General features: G+C 65.4%; 20 protein-coding genes. 12 read left to right on the top strand and 8 right to left on the bottom strand.

Annotated features, from left to right (window positions below):
- Positions 1–65: 65 nt before the first annotated feature.
- The 6 genes from CVM73_RS00110 (at position 66) to CVM73_RS00085 (ending at position 4,807) form a co-directional block, all read left to right on the top strand.
- On the top strand, positions 66–887 hold the full coding sequence (locus CVM73_RS00110) for a FadR/GntR family transcriptional regulator (protein WP_100229995.1): 822 nt from the start codon (positions 66–68) through the stop codon (positions 885–887).
- Between the two features lie 151 nt (positions 888–1,038).
- On the top strand, positions 1,039–1,860 hold the full coding sequence (locus CVM73_RS00105) for an ABC transporter permease (RefSeq protein ID WP_245452182.1): 822 nt from the start codon (positions 1,039–1,041) through the stop codon (positions 1,858–1,860).
- Entirely contained in the window at positions 1,857–2,663 is an 807-nt protein-coding gene (locus CVM73_RS00100) for an ABC transporter permease (protein WP_100229994.1), read from the top strand. The genes CVM73_RS00105 and CVM73_RS00100 overlap by 4 nt, the downstream gene beginning before the upstream one ends.
- A complete protein-coding gene (locus tag CVM73_RS00095; RefSeq protein WP_100229993.1) occupies positions 2,660–3,418 on the top strand; it encodes an ABC transporter ATP-binding protein in 759 nt (252 codons plus the stop codon). Before CVM73_RS00100 ends, CVM73_RS00095 begins: the two co-directional genes overlap by 4 nt.
- Positions 3,415–3,747 carry a hypothetical protein gene (locus CVM73_RS00090; protein WP_100229992.1) on the top strand — a complete coding sequence of 111 codons (333 nt, stop codon included), beginning with the start codon at positions 3,415–3,417 and terminating at the stop codon, positions 3,745–3,747. The genes CVM73_RS00095 and CVM73_RS00090 overlap by 4 nt, the downstream gene beginning before the upstream one ends.
- Before the next feature lie 4 nt (positions 3,748–3,751).
- Positions 3,752–4,807 (top strand): ABC transporter substrate-binding protein, encoded by a 1,056-nt coding sequence (locus tag CVM73_RS00085; protein WP_100229991.1) that lies wholly within the window; start codon positions 3,752–3,754, stop codon positions 4,805–4,807.
- Positions 4,808–4,886: 79 nt separating this feature from the next.
- Here the strand turns inward: CVM73_RS00085 and CVM73_RS00080 are convergent, their stop codons facing one another.
- Positions 4,887–5,618: a cytochrome c biogenesis CcdA family protein gene (locus CVM73_RS00080; protein ID WP_100229990.1), complete on the bottom strand. Its 732-nt coding sequence runs from the start codon at positions 5,616–5,618 to the stop codon at positions 4,887–4,889.
- A 206-nt stretch (positions 5,619–5,824) separates the two neighbouring features.
- On the bottom strand, positions 5,825–6,091 hold the full coding sequence (locus tag CVM73_RS00075; RefSeq protein ID WP_100229989.1) for a hypothetical protein: 267 nt from the start codon (positions 6,089–6,091) through the stop codon (positions 5,825–5,827).
- Between the two features lie 479 nt (positions 6,092–6,570).
- Here CVM73_RS00075 and CVM73_RS00065 point away from each other — a divergent pair, with 479 nt between their 5' ends.
- The 4 genes from CVM73_RS00065 (at position 6,571) to CVM73_RS00050 (ending at position 9,536) form a co-directional block, all read left to right on the top strand.
- Positions 6,571–7,620 carry a LysR family transcriptional regulator gene (locus tag CVM73_RS00065; protein WP_100229987.1) on the top strand — a complete coding sequence of 350 codons (1,050 nt, stop codon included), beginning with the start codon at positions 6,571–6,573 and terminating at the stop codon, positions 7,618–7,620.
- Positions 7,621–7,649: 29 nt separating this feature from the next.
- Positions 7,650–8,021, top strand: coding sequence for a helix-turn-helix domain-containing protein (locus CVM73_RS00060; RefSeq protein WP_020608151.1), 372 nt, complete (start codon positions 7,650–7,652; stop codon positions 8,019–8,021).
- A 307-nt stretch (positions 8,022–8,328) separates the two neighbouring features.
- Positions 8,329–9,150, top strand: a complete 822-nt coding sequence (locus CVM73_RS00055; protein WP_100229986.1) for an enoyl-CoA hydratase — start codon at positions 8,329–8,331, stop codon at positions 9,148–9,150.
- Between the two features lie 104 nt (positions 9,151–9,254).
- Positions 9,255–9,536, top strand: a complete 282-nt coding sequence (locus CVM73_RS00050) for a hypothetical protein (protein ID WP_100229985.1) — start codon at positions 9,255–9,257, stop codon at positions 9,534–9,536.
- Positions 9,537–9,593: 57 nt separating this feature from the next.
- Here the strand turns inward: CVM73_RS00050 and CVM73_RS00045 are convergent, their stop codons facing one another.
- From CVM73_RS00045 to CVM73_RS00035, 3 genes are all read right to left on the bottom strand, one after another.
- Complete coding sequence (locus tag CVM73_RS00045; RefSeq protein WP_100229984.1) at positions 9,594–10,673, bottom strand: isocitrate/isopropylmalate dehydrogenase family protein; 1,080 nt, start codon at positions 10,671–10,673, stop codon at positions 9,594–9,596.
- A 110-nt stretch (positions 10,674–10,783) separates the two neighbouring features.
- On the bottom strand, positions 10,784–11,851 hold the full coding sequence (locus tag CVM73_RS00040; RefSeq protein WP_100229983.1) for an alcohol dehydrogenase: 1,068 nt from the start codon (positions 11,849–11,851) through the stop codon (positions 10,784–10,786).
- Positions 11,852–11,997: 146 nt separating this feature from the next.
- On the bottom strand, positions 11,998–13,194 hold the full coding sequence (locus CVM73_RS00035) for a CaiB/BaiF CoA transferase family protein (RefSeq protein ID WP_100229982.1): 1,197 nt from the start codon (positions 13,192–13,194) through the stop codon (positions 11,998–12,000).
- A gap of 196 nt (positions 13,195–13,390) precedes the next feature.
- Between CVM73_RS00035 and glgA the strand changes: the two genes are divergently transcribed.
- Positions 13,391–14,812, top strand: coding sequence for a glycogen synthase GlgA (gene glgA / locus CVM73_RS00030; RefSeq protein WP_100229981.1), 1,422 nt, complete (start codon positions 13,391–13,393; stop codon positions 14,810–14,812).
- Between the two features lie 279 nt (positions 14,813–15,091).
- On the opposite strand, the gene CVM73_RS00020 is transcribed toward glgA, so the two are convergent.
- The 3 genes from CVM73_RS00020 to CVM73_RS00010 form a co-directional block, all read right to left on the bottom strand.
- Positions 15,092–16,042: an oxygenase MpaB family protein gene (locus tag CVM73_RS00020; RefSeq protein WP_167406563.1), complete on the bottom strand. Its 951-nt coding sequence runs from the start codon at positions 16,040–16,042 to the stop codon at positions 15,092–15,094.
- A gap of 91 nt (positions 16,043–16,133) precedes the next feature.
- A complete protein-coding gene (locus CVM73_RS00015) occupies positions 16,134–17,276 on the bottom strand; it encodes a DUF3734 domain-containing protein (RefSeq protein ID WP_100230374.1) in 1,143 nt (380 codons plus the stop codon).
- 70 nt (positions 17,277–17,346) lie between these two features.
- On the bottom strand, positions 17,347–18,171 hold the full coding sequence (locus CVM73_RS00010) for a 3-hydroxybutyrate dehydrogenase (protein WP_100229979.1): 825 nt from the start codon (positions 18,169–18,171) through the stop codon (positions 17,347–17,349).
- A gap of 180 nt (positions 18,172–18,351) precedes the next feature.
- On the opposite strand from CVM73_RS00010, the gene CVM73_RS00005 reads away from it, so the two are divergent.
- Entirely contained in the window at positions 18,352–19,239 is an 888-nt protein-coding gene (locus CVM73_RS00005; protein WP_100229978.1) for a LysR family transcriptional regulator, read from the top strand.
- The last annotated feature ends 293 nt before the right edge of the window (positions 19,240–19,532 follow it).

The following is a 19,532-nucleotide window of genomic DNA, read 5'->3' as shown; positions in this document are numbered from 1 at the left end:
GCCGGGGCGTGGCAGCCAAAGACAAATGAACCGGCCGCGACAGGCCGGACGGGAGAAACGCACGAGTGGCAAGAGCGCGCCCGAGCCCCGTCGACAAGCCGATCAAGCCCGGCCGCATTCGCGCCGTGCTGACGACGCTCGGCCGCGAGATCGCCCAGGATCTCATTCCGGTCGGGACGACGCTGCCGCCGGAGCCTGAACTCGAAACCCGCTTCGGCGTGGGGCGCGGCGTGGTACGCGAGGCCGTCAAGACGCTTGCCGCAAAGGGTCTCGTCAGCGTGCGGCCGCGCCACGGCACGCACGTGCTGCCGCGCCACGAATGGAGCCTGCTCGACCGCGACGTGCTGAGCTGGCTCGTCGGCCAGGACGCACCGGATCGCGACCTTCTGCTGGCGATCCAGGAGGTGCGCTCGATCATCGAACCTGCCGCCGCAGCCCTTGCCGCCGAACGCGCGACCAGGAACGACCGCTGGCGGATCGACACGGCCTTGGCTGCGATGCAGACCGCAAAGGACCAGGCCAGCGCCCTTGCAGCCGACAAGGCTTTCCATCTTGCCATCCTGGACGCGACCCACAATCCGGTGCTCCAGGGCTTTCGCGGCGCGATCGACACCATCCTGAGCACCGTCTTCACCGTCGCCGTCGGGGGCCCCGGCGGCTGGTTCAGGGATAATCTACCGAACCACGTGGCGGCGGCGCGAGCCATCGAGAGCGGCAACCCGGAGAAGGCGCGTGCAGCGATGGAACGGCTGCTGGGCTACACCCGATTGAAGCTTTCGAACCGCAAGCCGGCCAGCGCCGCGGCCACCCGTAAAGCGGGCGGATCGGACGTCCGCGTGACCAGGACGTCGAGCATCAAGCGCAAGAGAAAGCGCCATGGACCGTGACATGAAGGGCTCGGCCCGGATCCTCGCTCCGCCCGGGAACGCGAGGGTCGCAACCGACGGAGATATGCGATTGCGCGAAACGTGGCTACGATGTCGGAAATGATCAGCGTGAAATGCCGGCACAGGCATAGCTGAGCGTCAGGGAGGTCAAATGCAGGTGACGGGCAGTCTGAAGGGCCGATCGTCGCGGCTGATCCGCAGCGTCAACTCGCTGGTGGGAGCTGCGATGTTCGTCGCGCCGCTGCTTGCGCTGCTCGCGATCTGGGCCATCGTCGTCCCGCTGTTCAACGTCAATCCGCGCGTGTTTCCCTCGGTCGGTGCGGTCGGCGCGGCCGCGCTGGACTCGATCCGCGACGGCACACTGTTCGCCCATGTCGGCGCAAGTCTCTTGCGTGTCGGTCTGGGTACATTGATCGGGATCGCAACCGCCGTGCCGCTCGGCATCGCCATGGGGGTCAGCCCGACGGTCGCGGCCTTCCTCACGCCGCTGTTCCGCTTCTTCTCGGTGCTCGCCGGCATTGCCTGGATCCCGATCGCGACGCTGTGGTTCGGCTACGGTTTTGGCGCGATCGTCTTCGTGATCTTCAACGCCGTGTTCTTCGTCGTCGCCTACAACACCCTGCTCGGCGTCAGGACCATTCCACACACGCTGCGCAATGCTGCCGCCTCGCTCGGCGCCGGCCGCTGGGCGCTGCTGACCGAAGTGCTGCTGCCGGGCGCGCTGCCCAATATCGTCACCGGCATTCGGACGGGTCTCGGCTTCGCCTGGCGCGGGCTGATCGCCGCCGAGATGATCGCAACGAATGTCGGCCTCGGCTACATGCTGTTCGTCGCACGCGACTTCTACCGCACCGAGGTGATCGTGTTCGGCATGATCGTGATCGGCGTGCTCTGGCTTCTGATCGACCGTCTGCTGCTGGTCCCGCTGGAACGCGCGACCATCGAGCGCTGGGGCATGGTGAGGCGCGCATGAATCTGATGCTGCAAATCTGGGCCGGCTATGCCCGCCTGACCCGGCGCTGGCCGGGGATCGCCGCCGTCATTCCCTTCATCCCGGTGCTGGCGCTGTGGACCGCCGTCAGCGAAGCCGGGCTGTTTCCACGCGCTTTCTTCCCGGGCCCGGCCGATGTCGTGCGCGCGTTCTTCACGCTCACCTACAAGGGCATCCTGCCGGATTATCTCCAGGACAGCCTGATCCGGCTCGCGACCGGCGCCGCGGTCGGCATGGCGCTCGGCATTCCCTTGGGCGTCCTGATCGGCACCAGCCGTTGGGCGCATCGCATCTGCTGGCCGGTGCTCTTGTTCTTCCAGGCCATCGGCGACATCGCCTGGCTGCCGATCCTGTTGATCTGGTTCGGCTTCGGGCTGACGACGATGACCTTCGTCATCGTCTACACCGTGCTGTTCCCGGTCGTGCTCAACACCGTGCTCGGCGTCGAATCCGTGCCGCGCGATCTGGCGCGTGCCGCCTTGAGCCTCGGGGCCTCGCGTGCGCGCGTGCTGTGGGAGGTGACGCTGCCGGGCGCGCTTCCCAACATCATCACGGGCCTGCGCAACGGGCTCGGTTATGGCTGGCGCGCGCTGATCGCGGTCGAGATGATCGTCGGCACCTCCGGTATCGGCTTCATGATGTTCGACGCTCGCCGCGCCGGCTCGACCGTCGAGATCCTGCTCGGCATGATCATTCTCGGATTGCTCTGGTACATCGTGGACGCCTGGATTCTCGCGCCGCTCGAGCGCGCGACCGGCCAGCGTTGGGGATTGGTGACATCATGAAGACGCTTTCGCTGCGCAATCTCGGCAAGACCTATTTCGACCCCTATGCGGGTGCGCATGTCACCGCCGTGCACGACGTCTCGCTCGACGTCGAGCCCGGCGAATTCATCTCGGTGGTCGGTCCCTCCGGCTGCGGCAAGACGACGATCCTGAACATGATCGCCGGCTTCATCCCCTATTCGAAGGGCGACATCCTGCTCGACGGCAAGCCGGTGCACGGGCCCGGCCCCGAGCGCGGCGTCGTATTCCAGTCGTTCGCGCTGTTTCCCTGGAAGACGGTGCTCGACAATGTCGGATTCGGACCGAAGATGCGCGGCGTCCCGAAGGCCGAGCGTGACCGCATCGCGCGCGAATATCTCGCGCTTGCCGGGCTCTCGCACGCGGCGCACCGCTATCCCAACGAGCTCTCCGGCGGCATGCAGCAGCGCGTCGGCGTGGTGCGCGCACTCGCCAACAACCCCGACGTCCTCTTGATGGACGAGCCGTTCGCCAGCGTCGACGCGCAGACGCGCATGACGCTCCAGGAGGAACTGACCCGCATCTGGCAGGAGCGCAAGCCGACGGTGATCTTCATCACCCATGACGTTGCGGAAGCGGTGTTTCTCGCCAATCGCGTGGTCGTGTTGTCGAAGGGACGCGTGCTCGACGAGATCGCGGTCGACCTGCCGCGGCCTCGCGTCTGGGACGACCTCGTCAGGGACGACCACTTCAAGCAGCTCTCGGCGCGCGTGTTGCAGATGGTGCGCGCGGCATGAGCATCGCCTCCGAAACCTTGCGATCGCCCAAGGGCCGCATTGTGCTCGGCGCGATTGCCGCATGGGCGCTGTTTCAGCTCTGGCTGACGATCGCAGCGCCGGGAAAGATTTCGCCGGAGCTCACAGGCACGTCGGAGAAGGTGAACGTGCAGATCGAGCTGCCGTTCACGCCGGAGCGCTTCCACGTGCTCGCGTTCCAGCAATATGGACGCGTCTCGGGCACGGACGAGCATTCGATCGAACTGCGCGGTGTCAAAAGAACGGACCTCAACGCCGTGGCCAGACCTTACTGGGTCACGGCGGTGGGACCGATAAAAGAGGGAGGCTGAGGATATGAAACGACTCTTGCTGCTTGCGATCGCGCTCCTGGCCGGCATGGTGCCGGCAAGCGCCCAGACCCTGACGAAGCTGAAGGCCGGCATGGTCACCGGCATCGACCAGATCGGCCTGCCGATCGCGCTCGAGCGCGGCTTCTTCGAGAAGTACGGGCTCGACGTCACGATCGCGCGCCCCTACGCGACCGGCGTCGACGCGCTGAACGCATTGCAGGCCGGGGAGAGCGAGATCGTGCAGGTCGGCGTGCCCATGATCGGCGCCGTGCTGCGCGGCATGGACCTCGTCGCGCTCGGCAATTACAGCGGCAACGCCACCAAGGCCGGCTCCGATGCGACCATGGCGATCATCGCGCGCGAAGGTTCAGGCATCGTCAAGGGCGACTTGTCGACGCTGAAGGGCAAGAAGATCGCGGCGTCCTTCGGCACGATCAACCATCTCTACATCCTGGCGACGCTGGAGAAGGCCGGGCTGAAGCCCGACGACGTGACGCTGGTCAACACGCCGCCGCCGGACATGACCGTCGCCCTGCTCGCCAAGGGCATCGACGCGTTCTCGGGCTGGGATCCCTGGCCGATCGTCGCTGGCAAGGATGTGCCCGGCGCGGTCGAGATCATCCGCGGCGGCGACGTGATCTCCTATCTCGGCTTCAACGTCGCGCTTCGCCCCTGGGTGCAGGCCAATGGCGAGACCATCGAGAAGTTCCTCGCGGCGGTCTCCGAGGCCGACCAATGGATGCGCAAGAACCCGAAGCAGGCGGCGCAGGTTGCCACGCGCTGGATTCCCGGCCTCAAGCAGGACGTCGCCGAGGCCGCGATGCAGTTCAACATCCAGCAGGCGGACCGCCGGTTGTCGGCGAACAACTACCGCGCGCTCTGGAGCGCCGAGGACCGGCTCTCCCGGCTCGGCATCCTCAAATCGACCTTCGACGTCAATGCGCATATCGAGCCGAAGCACATTCTCAAGGTCATGAAGGACCGTCCCGAGCTGTTCGCCGACCTGCCGCCGATCCCGGAGACGGCGGCGATCACGCCGGGCTATGTGTTCAAGCCCTGAGCCGGTCTCGCCGCGCTTTGGATTGTCGTTCGAGCACGATCTTCCGGAGAACCGCCGCACGGTTCTCCGGAAGCACGCCCTAACCAATCGACTGCAGCGCCGGAAACGTCTCCAGCAGCCAGATGCTCACATTGGAGACCGCGCCGGTGAGGAAGCCGACGCCGGTGATCACCATCAACACGCCCATGGCGCGCTCGACATTGACGAGGTGGCCCTTCATGCGCGCGAACAGCGCTGAGAACTGCTCGATCATCAGCGCGGCGATCAGGAAGGGAATGCCGAGGCCCGCGGAATAGACCGCGAGCAGGCCGGCGCCCTTCGTCACCGTGGCTTCAGCCGCGGCGACCGAGAGGATCGCGGCGAGGATCGGCCCGATGCAAGGCGTCCAGCCGAAGGCGAACGCCAGCCCCATGATATAGGCGCCCCAAAGGCCGACCGGTTTGGGAATCGGCAGCCGTCCCTCGCGCATCAAAAGGCCGATGCGCGTCAAGCCCAGGAAGTGCAGGCCCATGATGATGATGACGACGCCGGCCAGGATCGACAGCTCCGCCGACCAGGCACGAATCAGCCCGCCGATCAGCGAGGCGCTGGCGCCGAGCGCCACGAAGACGGTGGAGAAGCCGAGCACGAACAGGAGCGCCGACATCATGATCGCGCGCTTGGAGACAGCGGCCGGCTCGTCGCTCTCGACATGCTCGATCGTGGCGCCCGTGAGGTAGATCAGATAGGGCGGAACCAGAGGCAGGACGCAAGGCGAGAGGAAGCTGACGAGGCCGGCAATCAGCGCCGCCGGGATCGAAACATTTTGCATGATGCAGTCGGAGCCATCTCAGGTGCCGGTACGGCGCGCAAGGAATGCGCCCGGCCCGGAACCGAACCGGCTCTGGTGTAGCCGATGCCGAAGAATGCGCAACAGAGGCGCACAAAACCAAGGCTCCTCCCGATGCCCTCCGTGATCACAGATGCGGCATCGGGACGCGCACAAACCTCGCCAAATAGCGAGATTCGGCGGCGCGGCTACTTCACCACGCGGAGCAGCGGACGCCGGGGCTGGTCCTGCGTCTGCTTGGAAGGGGGCGGCGGCTCACTCGCAGCGCTCCGCAGCATTTCGTCGCACAGCGCCTTGAGATCGGCACTGTCAATTCCTTTCAGTTTCATCCTGACGTCGAGGATGACAATGGACAGCATCTCGGCCGACTCACGGCTGTTGCACTCATTGAGAACCCTGCGGCACTCCTCGAGCGTTCCCAGCACCGACTGCAACTGTTCGTCTGAATGCGACACCGGCGTTCTTTCCGTTAATTCGGCCTGCGAGACGTATTTGTGACGCCCCCTTCGGCCCCCATGGAAGACCAAAGATAGCACGAGGCGACTGCGCCTCCGAACCTGATTTCAATGTACCGTGGAACCGCGGCTCCGGCCGCCATCGCCATGCAGCACCATTGGAGATCGCCGAAGTGGTCTGGGAGCAAACGCCTGACGCGGTGTGATCGATCCATCGAGGGAGACGGCATCGGCTCTCGCGCAAGAATTTCCATTGCGGACAGCGCCGGCAATCCCGCAGCCACTCCACGGCTCGCAACGGAACTCACGCCAAAACCCCTCAGTCAGGCCGATAGTCTGCCCGAATTCCCAGCCCGCGGCAGCATCCCAATACCGCCCACGAGACAGTAAGGATGACGTTCAAAACTCGTCATTCCCCAACCCGTCGTGGTTGTGGTTTGCGCCAGATTCTGCCAGTTTAGCTTCCTGAAGGGACTTGTATGCACTCCTTGGCGGAAAGGGGCGTTCCTGTGGCGGAACGCCCAAAGACAAATCTCAGCGGTCTCTCGGATTGGGATGCCGCCCGCATATTTTTGGAAGTCGTTCGATGCGGAAGTTTTCGCTCGGCGGCCGAACGCTTGTCGCTGTCGATCAACGCCGTGCGCCGACGAATCGACGATTTCGAACGCCAGACCGGCACCACGCTGTTCACCCGCGACGTTCACGGCACCCATCTGACCGATGAGGGTGCTCTGGTGGTCTCCGCCGTCGAGCGTATGGAAGCGGCCACCTTCGACGTGCTGCGCGCCAGCGATTCGATGGCCAACGCCTTGTCCGGCGAGGTCCGCGTTGCCGTCACCGAGGGGCTCGGGACATTCTGGCTGGCCCCGCGGCTGGTCGAATTCCAGCAGGCCTATCCGAAGATCCTGGTGGACCTGCATTGCGCGATGCGCTCCGCCGATGTCTCGCGCCACGAGGCCGACGTCGCCATCCATCTGTCGCGTCCCTCGGCGCTCGACATCAAGCTGGTGCGGCTCGGCCGCATGCATCTGATGTTCTGGGCCTCCGAGAAATACATCGCAAAGCATGGCGCGCCGCATTCGGCGGCGGAATTGATCAAGCATCGCCTGGTGCTGCAATTCGCCGACCAGCTCGCCGCCAAGGAATCCTTCGAGAGCTTCTTCCCGGGCGTTTCGGAACGTGACCTTCTGGTCATGAAGACCAACGTCTCAAGCGCCAACTACTGGGCGGTCGCGAATGGCGCCGGCATCGGCGTATTCCCGAGCTACGCCATTGCGCTTGGCGGGAAATTGATTCCACTGGAGGTCGAGCTGAACCGACCGCTGGATATCTGGTTGTCCTACCATCCCGGTAGCGGCCGTATTCCGCGCGTGCGGCACATGATTGACTGGCTGATCGAGGCTTTCAGTCCGGCTCGCTTCCCGTGGTTTAAGGAAGAGTTCGTGCACCCGCATGAATTCAAGGACTCGTATATGGGCGAACCCCTGACCCAGCTCTTCGGGGGATTTTCAACCGAAGAACAAAGGTGAAAACAGAGATGAAAGCAGCGGCGAAAAGAATGAAGCAGCGCAGCGCCGGCAAGCCGGACATCGAGCTTGGCAAGCGGATCCGTCTGCGGCGCGTCGAGATGAAGATCTCGCAGGCTGAGCTCGGCGAGAAGCTCGGCGTCAGCTTCCAGCAGGTGCAGAAATACGAGAAGGGCGTCAATCGCGTCGGCGCGGCCCGGCTTCAGCAGATCGCCTCCGCCCTCGACGTGCCCGTGACCTTCTTCTACGACGGCGACAACAAGGCCCGCGAAGTCGAGAGCCTGCTCTTCCTCGACTCGGCCTTCAGCCTCCGTTTGCTGCGCGCCTACAGCAAGATCAAGGACCAGACGGTGCAGCGTCAGCTCGTCTCGCTGATGGAATCGATCGCGGCGAACGAGAGCTGAGGCCGATCGACGGCCTGGCCTTTACGGCCGACGTTCAATCCGCCGCGTCACGGGGGCGCGGCCGGATTGAACAGGATGGGACGGGATATGCCTGCGCCCGCGCGCTTGCGCGCGGTCTGTCTCGGGGCGGCCTGGCCACCCCTTCTTCTTGGCAGCATGTTCTTGGCCGCATGCCGCCATTCGTCGAACTTCGCGCGCGCCATGCAATCGCAGCGCAGGCGGATGCAGACTCTCCTGCCCTGCCCCGGTTGACCGCGGCGGCGCCCGCGCCGCACATTGCGCTCGGCCTACGACCAGCGAGCGCGCGATGCCCGACATTTTCAGCACGACCGGAACGCCTTACGCCGACGGCAAGATCCTCAAGCACACGGCCGGTGGCGTCGGCGTGATCACCTTCAACAATCCCGACAAGCGCAACGCGATGTCGCTGGAGATGTGGGAGGGATTTGGCGAGGCGCTGACGGCCTTGCGCGACGACGACACCGTGCGCGTCGTGATCCTGCGCGGCGCCGGCGGCAAGGCGTTCGTCTCGGGCGCCGACATCAGCCAGTTCGAGAGGGTCAGGCACAATGCGGCGGCGTCGGAGGAGTACGCCAAGCGCAGCGCCGCCCAGCGCGCGCTGCTCGCCGACTATCCCAAGCCGACCATCGCCTGCATCCAGGGGTTTTGCCTCGGCGGCGGCATGCAGGTCGCGATGCTCGCCGATATCCGCCTCGCCTCGCATGGCAGCCAGTTCGGCATCCCCGCAGCCAAACTCGGCATTGCCTATGGCTATGACGGCTTGCGACATCTGGTGTCGCTGGTCGGCCCAGCCTGGGCGCGGCTGCTGATGTACACGGGCATGCGTATCGATTCCGCCGAGGCGCTGCGCATTGGCCTCGTGGAGCGCCTGTTCCCGGAGGGCGAGCTCTGGGGCGAGACCATGACGATTGCCGAGACGATCGCGCAAAACGCCCCTCTCGCGATCAAGGCCGCGAAGATCACCATCGCGCAGGTGCTGAAGGACGAGAGCCGGCGCGACATGGAGGCGATCAAGGCGATCGGCAATGCCTGCATGGACTCGGAGGATTTCCGCGAGGGCCGGCAGGCCTTCATGGAGAAGCGCAAGCCGCAGTTCCGGGGCCGCTGAAGCTGAACCGACATTCAGGAAGATTAAATTCCGCGCGCAGCTCGATGCGGCTGCAACCAGTTGATCTGACGCAAGTTCTCCCGCAACCAACGAGGGAGATTGCGATGACATTGAAATTCGCTGTTCTTGGTCTGGCCGCCATGGGTGGCGTGGCGCTCGCGTCGGGACCGGCCCTCGCGGCAATGCCGAACGGCATCCCGCAGGCGGACAAGATTGCAGGCGGTCCGGCCGCTGACGTCGAACAGGTGCGCTGGGTGTGTAACCCCTGGGGCCGCTGCTGGTGGCGTCCGAACTATTACCGCGCCTACGGCTATTACGGCGGCCCGCGCTTCTACGGTCCGCGTCCGTGGGGCTGGCGTCATCATCATCACTGGCGCCGCTGGTGAACGATAAAGGGGCTCCCGGGCCCCTTTATCTTTCGAGATGAGCTCCTCGATTGCTTCTCAAAGCGCTGCCAGCACCGCCTTCGTAATATCCGCCGTGCCATTGCTGCCGCCGAACTCCATCGGCTTGATGCCAGCGGCATAGACCTGGTCCACGGCACGCTCGATCGTCTCGCCGGCTTCCGCCGCGCTCTCGAGGCCGTGCTTGTCGGCGAGCCAGTCCAGCATCATCGCCGCGGACAGGATCATGCCGGTCGGATTGGCCTTGCCTTGCCCCATGATATCGGGGGCGGTGCCGTGGCAAGGCTGGAACACGGCATATTTGTCGCCGATGTCGGCGGACGGCGCCATGCCGAGGCCGCCGATCAGGCTCGCGGTGATGTCGGAGACGATGTCGCCGAACATATTCTCCATCACCATGACATCGAAATCCCAGGGACGCTTCACCAGCATTGCCGAGCAGGCATCGACATAGAGCCGGTCGGTCTTCACCTCCGGGTGCTTCTTGGCGATCTCGTCGAAGATGCCGCGGAAGAACGCAAACGCCTTGAACACGTTCGCCTTGTCGACGCAGGTCAGCATCCCCGGCTTGCCGCGCGCCCTGCGCCGCTCGGCGAGGCGGAACGAGAACTCGAACAGGCGCTCGGATGTCCTGCGCGTGATCACCAAGGTCTCGCGCGCATCCTCGTCGGTGACGACGCCCTTGCCCATGGAGGCGAACAGGCCCTCGGTGGATTCGCGGATCACGACGAGATCGATGCCGCGCGTATCCGCGCCGACGATCGGGCTCGGCACGCCGGGAATGAGGCGCGCCGGACGCACGCCGGCATAGAGATCGAAGATGAAGCGCAGCTCGATCTGCGGCGCGATCTCGGTATTGTCGGGGTAGCGCACCGATGGCAGGCCGCAGGCGCCGAGCAGGATCGCGTCCGCCTCCTCGCACAGCTTGATCGTCGTATCCGGCATCGACTTGCCGGTGGCGAGATAATTGTTGGCGCCGGCCGGCGCCTCGGTGAAGCGGAAGCCGAGGCCGGATTTTTCGCCGACCTTGCGCAGCACCTCGAGCGCCGGCGCCATGACTTCGGGACCGATGCCGTCACCGGCGAGCACGGCAATGTGGAAGGCGTTGTTTGCGGACATGAAGCGTTCCTGAGAGGAAGGTGTCATTCCGGGGCGATGCAAAGCATCGAACCCGGAATCTCGAGATTCCAGGTTCGGTCCTACGGACCGCCCCGGAATGACAGAAGAGGTTACGGCGTCAGCACGGTGCGGCCGACCACGGCGCCCTGCTGCAATTGCAGCAGCGCGTCGTTGGCCTTGGCGAGCGGTTGCCGCGTCACCGGGATCGGCGGCACCTTCTTGGTGCGCACGAGCTCGAGCAGCTCCTGCGTCTCGCGCAAGTTTCCGACATAGCTGCCTTGGATCGTCACCGCCTTGATCGGAATCAGCGGCAGCGCCCAGGTCGCGCCGCCGCCGAACAGGCCGACGATGACGAGCTTGCCGCCCTTGGTCAGGCAGTCGAAGCCGAGCTGCGTCGTGGCAGAGTTGCCGACGAGGTCGATCACGGCGCGGATCGGGCCGCCCGCTTTCTTGGCAAGCTGCTCCAGCGCATCCGGCGCCTTGGGATCGACGGTCGCCAGCGCGCCGGCCTTCTCGGCCGCCTCGCGCTTCCTGGCGTCGATATCGACCATGATCGCGCCCTTGCCGCCCATGGCCTTCAGCAGCGACAGCGCCATCAGGCCGAGTCCGCCGGCACCGAACATCACGATCGGCGCGTCGAAATGCTGCTCGACCTTCTTCAGCGCGCTGTAGGTGGTGACGCCCGAGCAGGCATAGGGCGCGGTCGTCGCGGGATCGAGCCCCTTGAGATTGAGCAGGTAGCGCGGATGCGGCACCAGCATGTGGTCGGCATAGCCGCCGTCGCAATAGACGCCGAGCGAGCGCGGCGTCAGACACATGTTCTCGTCACCGCCGAGGCACGTCGCGCATTTGCCGCAGCCAATCCAGGGATAGACCAGGCCGACATCGCCGAGCTTGAGATCGCCCTGGTCGGTCGGTTTCACGTCCGGGCCGAAGGCGAGAACTTCGCCGACGGTCTCGTGGCCCATGGTCAGCGGCAGGTTGATGCCGCGGTCCTTCAACGACAGCGGCTTGCGGCCATGACCGAGATCATAGCCGCCTTCCCAGATGTGGAGGTCGCTATGGCAGACACCGGCGGCCTTCACCTTGATCAGCACCTGCGTGCCAGACGGCTGCGGCGTCGCCTCGTCGACCTCCTGCAGCGGTGCCTTGAAATCGGCGACCTTGAAACTCTTCATTGGTGTCCTCCCGGCATATTTCTCGTTCTCTGCGCAGCATGCCATGGCCGGCGGAGCGAGACAAACTCGCTCCTGTCTAGTTTACGGCGATCGAGAATGGCAACCCGACGGCGCGCAAGGCCGCATTGCTTGCGGCACGAAGCCGTTCAGCCTGTCGCGGCCGTTTTGCCTGTCGGAATTGACGCGTCGCTGGCGAGGCCAATCTCCTCGCGCAACGCCTCCGTGTGCGCGCCGAGCGCGGACACCGTCTTGGCCGGCGTGATGTCGGCGCCCGACATCCGGAACGGCAGGTTGAGAACCTGGAACGAACCGCCCTCGTCCCGCACCTCGGAGAGCGCCTGCCGATGCGCGAGCTGCGGATCCGCCAGCGCTTCTGACACGGTGCGATAGGCCGAGGCCGGGACGCCGGCAGCGCCAAGCGCGAGGAGACATGCATCGGTCGAAAGCTGCCGCGACCAGACCTCGACGCCGTCCATCACCTCCGCCCAGTTCGCGCGGCGCGGAGCATAGGTGGCGAAGCGTGGATCGGAGACCCATTCGGGGCGGCCGATCACGCCCATCAGGGCCTGGAACGTCTTCTCGCTGGCGACGGTGATCATGACAAAGCCGCTTACCGTCTCCGTCGGACCGAACATCGGGCGCGGGGGCGGCGTCACCGCGAATTGCGCGCTCTGCAACTCGGTCAGGGTCAAGCTCAGCATCGATTCCAGCATGGAGACGTCGATGTGCTGGCCGAGCCCGGTCACGGTGCGCTGATAGAGCGCCGACGCAATCGCGCCAAAACCATAGGTGCCGGTGACGACGTCGGCATGGTAGATGCCGCAATAGTCGGGCCGGCTGCGGCCCGGCTGGTAGGCAAGATGCGCCATGTCGTACCCGGAAGCCGCATGGATCACCGGCGCATAGGCCGGCAGCTCGGCCGAGGGGCCGGTCTGGCCATAGCCGGAGATCGAGCAGTAGATCAGCCTCGGGTTGACCTGATACAGCCTGTCGTAATCGAGCTGCAGCCGCTGCATCACGCCCGGGCGGAAATTCTCGACCAGAATGTCGGCGGTCGCGGCCAGCCGGCGCACTGCCTCCTTGCCGTCCTCGGACTTGAGGTCGAGCACCACGCTCTTCTTGCCGACATTGAGCTGGCCGAACGCGGTGCTGCAGCCGTTGCGCAGCGGCGGCCGGGTCCGCATCGTCTCCCCGCCGTCGGTCTCGATCTTGATGACCTCGGCGCCCATGTCGGCTAGCATGCGCGCGCAGTGCGGACCGGCGATCGTGGTCGAAAAATCCAGGACTCGCAAACCCGCCATGACCTTTGTCAATGTCCCCTCATGCTTGTCTGGTAGCTGCATGCCTGCTCACGTCCTTGGGTCTCTCTTAGGAACCATCGAAGTTCTTTGTTGTTGATGCGGCGACCCTAGAGGGCGGCGGCTGAGTAGGAAAGTGTTTACCGAACAGACGCGTCGCGTGGGCGGGCTGTAAGAATTCCAGGACAACTGGACCCGTTCTTGCATAGCATCGAACGGGATCGGAAGAGGGCAGCTGTTCTTGAGGGTCTTGTTCGTCACCACAGAGCTGGACGACTTCGTCCGCGTAGGCGGACTGGGCGCCGTTTCCGCCGCCCTTCCCCGTGCCCTTCGCTCCTTCGCCGATATCCGGATCATGCTGCCCGGCTATCGCGACATCATCGAGCAACTCACGCATATTCAGATCGTTGGCCGCTGTCCTGCATTCGCGGAGATGCCGGCCTGCTCGCTCGGCCGGGCCGCGACCAAGGACGGCCTGCCGGTCTACGTGCTGTTGTGCTCACAGCTCTACGACCGGCCCGGCAACCCCTATGGCGATGAGTCCGGGCGCGACTGGCCCGACAACGACATCCGTTTCGCGCGCTTTGCCTCGGCGGCGGCCGAGCTCGCCATGGGCAAGCTGGACAAGAATTGGGCAGCAGACCTGATCCATGCCAATGACTGGCAGGCCTCGCTCGTGCCGGCTTACCTTGCCTGGCAAGGCGCCAAGCTGCCGTCGATCCTGACCATCCATAACCTTGCCTATCAGGGTCTCTTCCCGAAGGACTCGCTGCGGCGGATCGGCGCACCGGAGAGTTCCTTCCACATCGACGGCGTCGAGTTCTACGACCAGGTCTCCTTCCTCAAGGCAGGCCTCGTCTACGCCTCGCACCTCACCACCGTCAGCGCCACCTATGCGCGCGAGATCACCACGGCCGAATTCGGCTGCGGCCTCGAAGGCCTGCTTCGTATCCGCTCCGACGCGGCCGAGCTCACCGGCATCCTCAACGGCATCGACGAGAGCTGGGACCCGCGCTCCTGCGCCCAGCTCGCCCAGCAGTTCGGCGCCGGCGACTGGGCCGGCAAGAGGGCCAATGCGGATTACGTGCGCAAGCAGTTCGGGCTTGCTGTCTCGCGCGGCCCGATGTTCGGCATCGTCGCCCGCCTCGTGCACCAGAAGGGCATCGACCTCGTGCTGTCGGCCGCCGACGAGATCGTCGATGCCGGCGGGCAGATCGTGGTCACCGGCTCGGGCGAGCCGGCGCTCGAGCGGGCCTTGATCGACGCGCATCGCCGCCGCCCCGACGCCATCGGGGTCGTGATCGGCTTCAACGATGCCCAGGCGCGGCGCATCTTCGCCGGCAGCGACTTCACCTTGATGCCGTCGCGCTTCGAGCCGTGCGGCCTCAGCCAGATGTATGCCCAGCGCTTCGGCTCGCTGCCGATCGGGCACCAGACCGGCGGCCTCGCCGAGACCATCACCGACGGCGAGACCGGATTCCTGTTCTCAAAACCCTCGCACGAATCTCTCCTCGGCGGCGTCCGCCGGGCCTTCTCGGCCTTCATGGCGCACGACCAGCTTGATACCATGCGCCGCAGCGCCATGGGACGATCGTTCTCCTGGAGCATCTCGGCCGGCAGCTACAGCGCGCTGTACCGCAAGCTGGCGTCGGTGGGAGGCTGAGGCGTTTCCACATACGCCGTCATTGCGAGGAGCCCTTGCGACGAAGCAATCCAGACTGCTTTCGCGGAGACAGTCTGGATTGCTTCGCTTCGCTCGCAATGACGGAAAGAGTGTCCGCCTCACTCTCCTCTCGTGCCCCGGACACAGCGCGGCGTCTCTTCGACGGTGCGCTGCTGAGCCGGGGCCCATGCCACGCCGGAGTCCGAGGATTCTGGGTCCCGGCTCTGCGCCGCAACGCTTGCGCGTTGCGGCTTGTCCGGGACACGAGAGATTGGGCCTTCACCCCTTGCCGCGCACGTCCATCTGCGGCCGGCCGATCCAGGCCCGGTTGAGACAGCGAGTCATCCAGTCCGGCTCCAGCTCGCCCCGCAGCCGGGCCTGCGCTTCCTGATAGGGACCGACATAGCGCAGCCGATCAGGCAATTTCGGATAGACGCGCCTGATCCATCGCAGCGCATTGTCGGCGGATCGGATCGCGCGCTCGTCGAGCTCAAAACCAAAGCCTGCGCGCAAGCGCTCGGGCAGCATCCTCGCGGTGAGCGCGCGATACCATTGCGGCGGCCGCAACCACGGACGGGCGCCGCTGAATATCTGCGCGGCGATCTCGCGCGCCGCAGGGCTGACGGTCAGCGTCTCCGACTGCACCATTGCCGTGGTGTAGGCGACGAAGCCGGACCAGTCCGCCGGCAAATCATCCCCCGTCAATCCGAACAGGGCGCCGTACAGCCTGGCCTCGCTCCAATAGTGATCGCGCTCCTCCGCCGAGAGTGGCGGCAGCGCCAGATCATGTGCCATCAGCGCGGTTTCGACCAGCGTCGCATGGACCCAGCGCAGCGCGGGGATGTCGTTGGCGCAGTAGCGCGATCCGGCCGCAAACGGACCCACGGTCTCGGGCATCTCGCCGACGATCATGCTGTGACGCCGATGCAGCTGCCGGGACGACAGCAGCGCCCGGTCCAGCGAGCCGAACACCATCGTGAAGACGATGTCGAAAGTGCGATGGAAGCGGCCGATCGGATCGGCAAGGGTGCGCGAATGCTCGGCGATCGCCGCCGCCACCCATGGATGGGCCAGCTGCAGCAGCAGCGCACGGCCGGCGCCGAGAAAGATCACGGCCTCCCGGTCGATCCGCCAGGTCAGCGAAGCCGGACCGAACACGCCCGCGACGGGTCCCGCCGCGTGCGCGCGCAGCGTATCGAGCGACTTCTCCAGATCCTTCTCAGCGACCAATTGCAGGCCTCGCGACGAAGACACGGCGACCATACTCCGGACCGCGCGCCTGCGAAATCGTCGTCGTGCAAAGCAACGACGAACGAAGCCCTCATTCCGCCGCCATCGGCATCTCGTCCATATGCTCGTGCAGCACCACGCCGGCGAGCGGATCGAACTCACCGATCCAGGGCTTGCGCGCCAGTACCGACTTCGTGTGCGCATAGCCGGCATGCCAGCGCCGCGTGATCCCGGACGGACTGAAGTCGATATCCTTGGTATGGGTCTCGCGCTCGAGCTGCGGCGCCAGCAGCCGCACCACATGCATGCGGGTCGGACAGCCGTAGCTCATCAGCTCCATCACCGCGGGATCGTTGCGCTCGCTCTCCGGAAGCCGCGCCGCAAGCTGGTTGATCACATGGCGCAGGCGATGGGCCTGCTGCTGTCGCACGATCTGGCTAGCGATGCGGCTGGAATATTGCACGTCCTTGTGCCGGTTCAGCACCTCGGCCATCGTGGTGGGCTCGGGCCCGACGGGATTCCACAGATGCACGGAGAAGATCAGCGAATCCCTGCGTGGATTGTCGTCGAACACCGCTTCGGTCGGCGTGTTCGACAGGATGCCTCCGTCCCAATAGAGCTCGCCGTCGATGCGCACGGCGGGGAAAGCTGGGGGCAGCGCGCCCGAAGCCATCACATGCTTCACCGTCAACTCGCCGTCGCGGCTGTCGAAATAGCGCATTTCGCTCGTGCCGACATGAGCCGCACCGACCGTCAGGCGCGGCGCGCAGCGATTGGCCAGATCGAAATCGACCAGCTCGCTCAGCGTCTTCTCCAGCGGAGCAGTCGAATAATAGCCCGCGTGATCGGCGCCCAGCGGATAGGAATCCCCGGCATGCGCCAGCGGATTGGGCCGGAAGAAACCTGGAATGCCGTGGGTGACGGTCGACCAATAAGCGAGCTTCTCGTTGAAGCCGGGAAACGCGGTCCGCCAGTCCCAGACCGGCTGCTGCTCCATCCGCTTCCAGAACTCCCTCAAGCGCGCCAGCCGGTGCTCCCTTGCATTGCCCGCAATCAGGCTCGCATTGATGGCGCCGATCGACGTGCCGATGATCCAGTCCGGCTCGATGCCGGCTTCGTGCAATGCCTGGTAGACCCCGGCCTGGTACGAGCCGAGCGCGCCGCCGCCTTGCAGCACGAGCACGACCTGACCCGGCAGGTCCTTGCGCGATATGTTGTTCTGCGTGCCGTTCATGGTTCGCTCCTGATCAGCCTGCACTGCTCCGATATTCGCTGCCGGCTTCGGCTTGTTACGCCGGCTCATGTTAGTGCGCGGTCCAGCCGCCGTCGACCGGCAGCGCGACGCCGGTGATCGAGGCCGCCGCGTCCGTCGAGAGGAACACCGCGAGCGCGCCGAGCTCCTCGAGCGTAGCAAAGCGCTTGTTTGGCTGTTGCGCCAGCAAGACGTCGCGGATGACCTGATCGCGCGAGATGCCGTGCGCCTTGGCCTGCCCGTCGATCTGTGCCTCGACAAGCGGCGTGTAGACGTAACCCGGGCAGACCGCGTTGCAGGTGATGCCCTCCTCCGCGGTCTCCAGCGCCGTCACCTTCGTGAGACCGACGATGCCGTGCTTGGCGGCGACATAGGCCGCCTTGAACGGCGAGCCCACCAGGCCGTGCGCCGAGGCGACGTTGATGATCCGGCCGAAGCCGTTGAGCCGCATCGCCGGCAGCGCGAGCCGCGTGGTGTGGAATGCCGAGGACAGGTTGATCGCGAGGATCTGGTCCCACTTCTCGACCGGAAACTGGTCGAGCGGCGCGACATGCTGGATGCCGGCGTTGTTGACCAGGATGTCCAGCCGGCTGGATTGGGCCACCGTCGCCGCGATCATCTCGGCGATCGATTTCGGCCTCGTCATATCCGCCGGTGAATAGCTTGCCTTGACGCCGAACTCGGCGGCGATCTGCTCGCGCGTCCGGCCGATCTCGCTCGCGACGCCAAGGCCGTTGAGCACGATGTCGGCGCCGGCCGCAGCCAAAGCGCGTGCGATTCCGAGGCCGATGCCGCTGGTCGACCCGGTGACGAGAGCCACCTTGCCGGCCAGCACGCGTGACGAAGCGGACGTCTGCGTCTTGATGGGGATATTCATGATCCGGACCTCTTCTGGGCGCAAACACCGCGCCGTGGCTGGAGCGAAATGTGCGGGATCACCGGGGTTTGCGGAAATGCCGGTTGGCTTCCGAGTCCATACGTCCGCGCTATCGCTTGCGGGATGTCATTCCCCGCCCCGATCGGCTAGATTCCGGTCGATTTTGCTGGGAGCCGATCCATGGAAATGCACCAGGTCCGCTATTTCCTCGCGGTGGCGCAGCTTCTGAATTTCACGCGCGCGGCCGAGGAGTGCAACGTGACGCAGCCGTCGCTGACGCGCGCGATCAAGCAGCTCGAGGCCGAGCTCGGCGGCGACCTGTTCCGCCGGGAACGCCCCGCCGCGCAATTGACCGAGCTCGGCCAGCGGATGCATCCGCTTCTGAAGCAGTGCTATGACGCCGCAGCAGGCGCGCGCTCGCTCGCCTCCTCGTTCCGAAGCGGCGAGATCGGTGCGCTCCGCATTGCGCTGACGCATTCGATCGACCTTGCCCTGCTGATTCCGCATCTCAACGAGATCAAACGGCAGTTCAACCGGCTCGAGTTCCGCTTCCTGCGCGGCTCGAGCCGGGAGGTCGGCGATTTCCTGAAGAAGGGCGAAGCCGAGCTTGGCATCGCTGCCGAGATCGACGAGGCCTGGGACCGCCTCGACGTCTGGCCGCTGTTCACGGAAAGCTTCGAGCTCGTCGTCGGCGACGGGCACCGCCTGGCCGGCCGCAACTCGATCGAGCTGGACGATTTGCGATCCGAGCAGCTGCTGAGCCGGACCTTCTGCGAGCACGCGCGCCGCATCTCCGCGAGCCTGCGCGAACACGGCATCGACATCGAACAGGGTCATGAGGTCTCGAACGAGCGCGATTTGATCGAGCTGGTCGAGGCCGACATGGGCATCGCCATGGTGCCGCACACCTCGCCCGTGCCGGAGCGGCTGACACGCGCCGCAGTCACGGGGCTGGACGCCCGCCGCACCGTCAGCCTTTATGGGGTCGCCGGCCGGCAACGCACGGCCGTGGGCAATGCCGTGATGCGCATGCTGCGCGGCGCGGACTGGCGCGAGATCGCGGGGTAGGTTCGCACAGCATTGCCGCTGCCCTTCCTTCTCCCCTTGCGGGAAAAGGTGGCGCGAAGCGCCGGATGAGGGGTTGGCTCAGCGAATTCAACAGCAAGAGAGTCACGCTCGGAGAGAGACCCCTCACCCGTCTCGCCGCTACGCGGCGATCCACCCTCTCCCACAAGGCTAAGGCGTGCACATATCTCGGAGCCTCCAACCGGCTGACATTTGCTTGAAGCGGTGCCACCCTCTGCGCATAGTGATGGGACCTGGTGGCCGCTCCGAGGCGTAGCCGGTCCATCCTCCGAGGC

It is taken from the genome of Bradyrhizobium forestalis, assembly GCF_002795245.1.
GTDB classification, from domain to species: Bacteria; Pseudomonadota; Alphaproteobacteria; order Rhizobiales; family Xanthobacteraceae; genus Bradyrhizobium; species Bradyrhizobium forestalis.
Note: the sequence above shows the minus strand (reverse complement) of the source record. Positions and strands in the feature narration are given on the sequence as shown.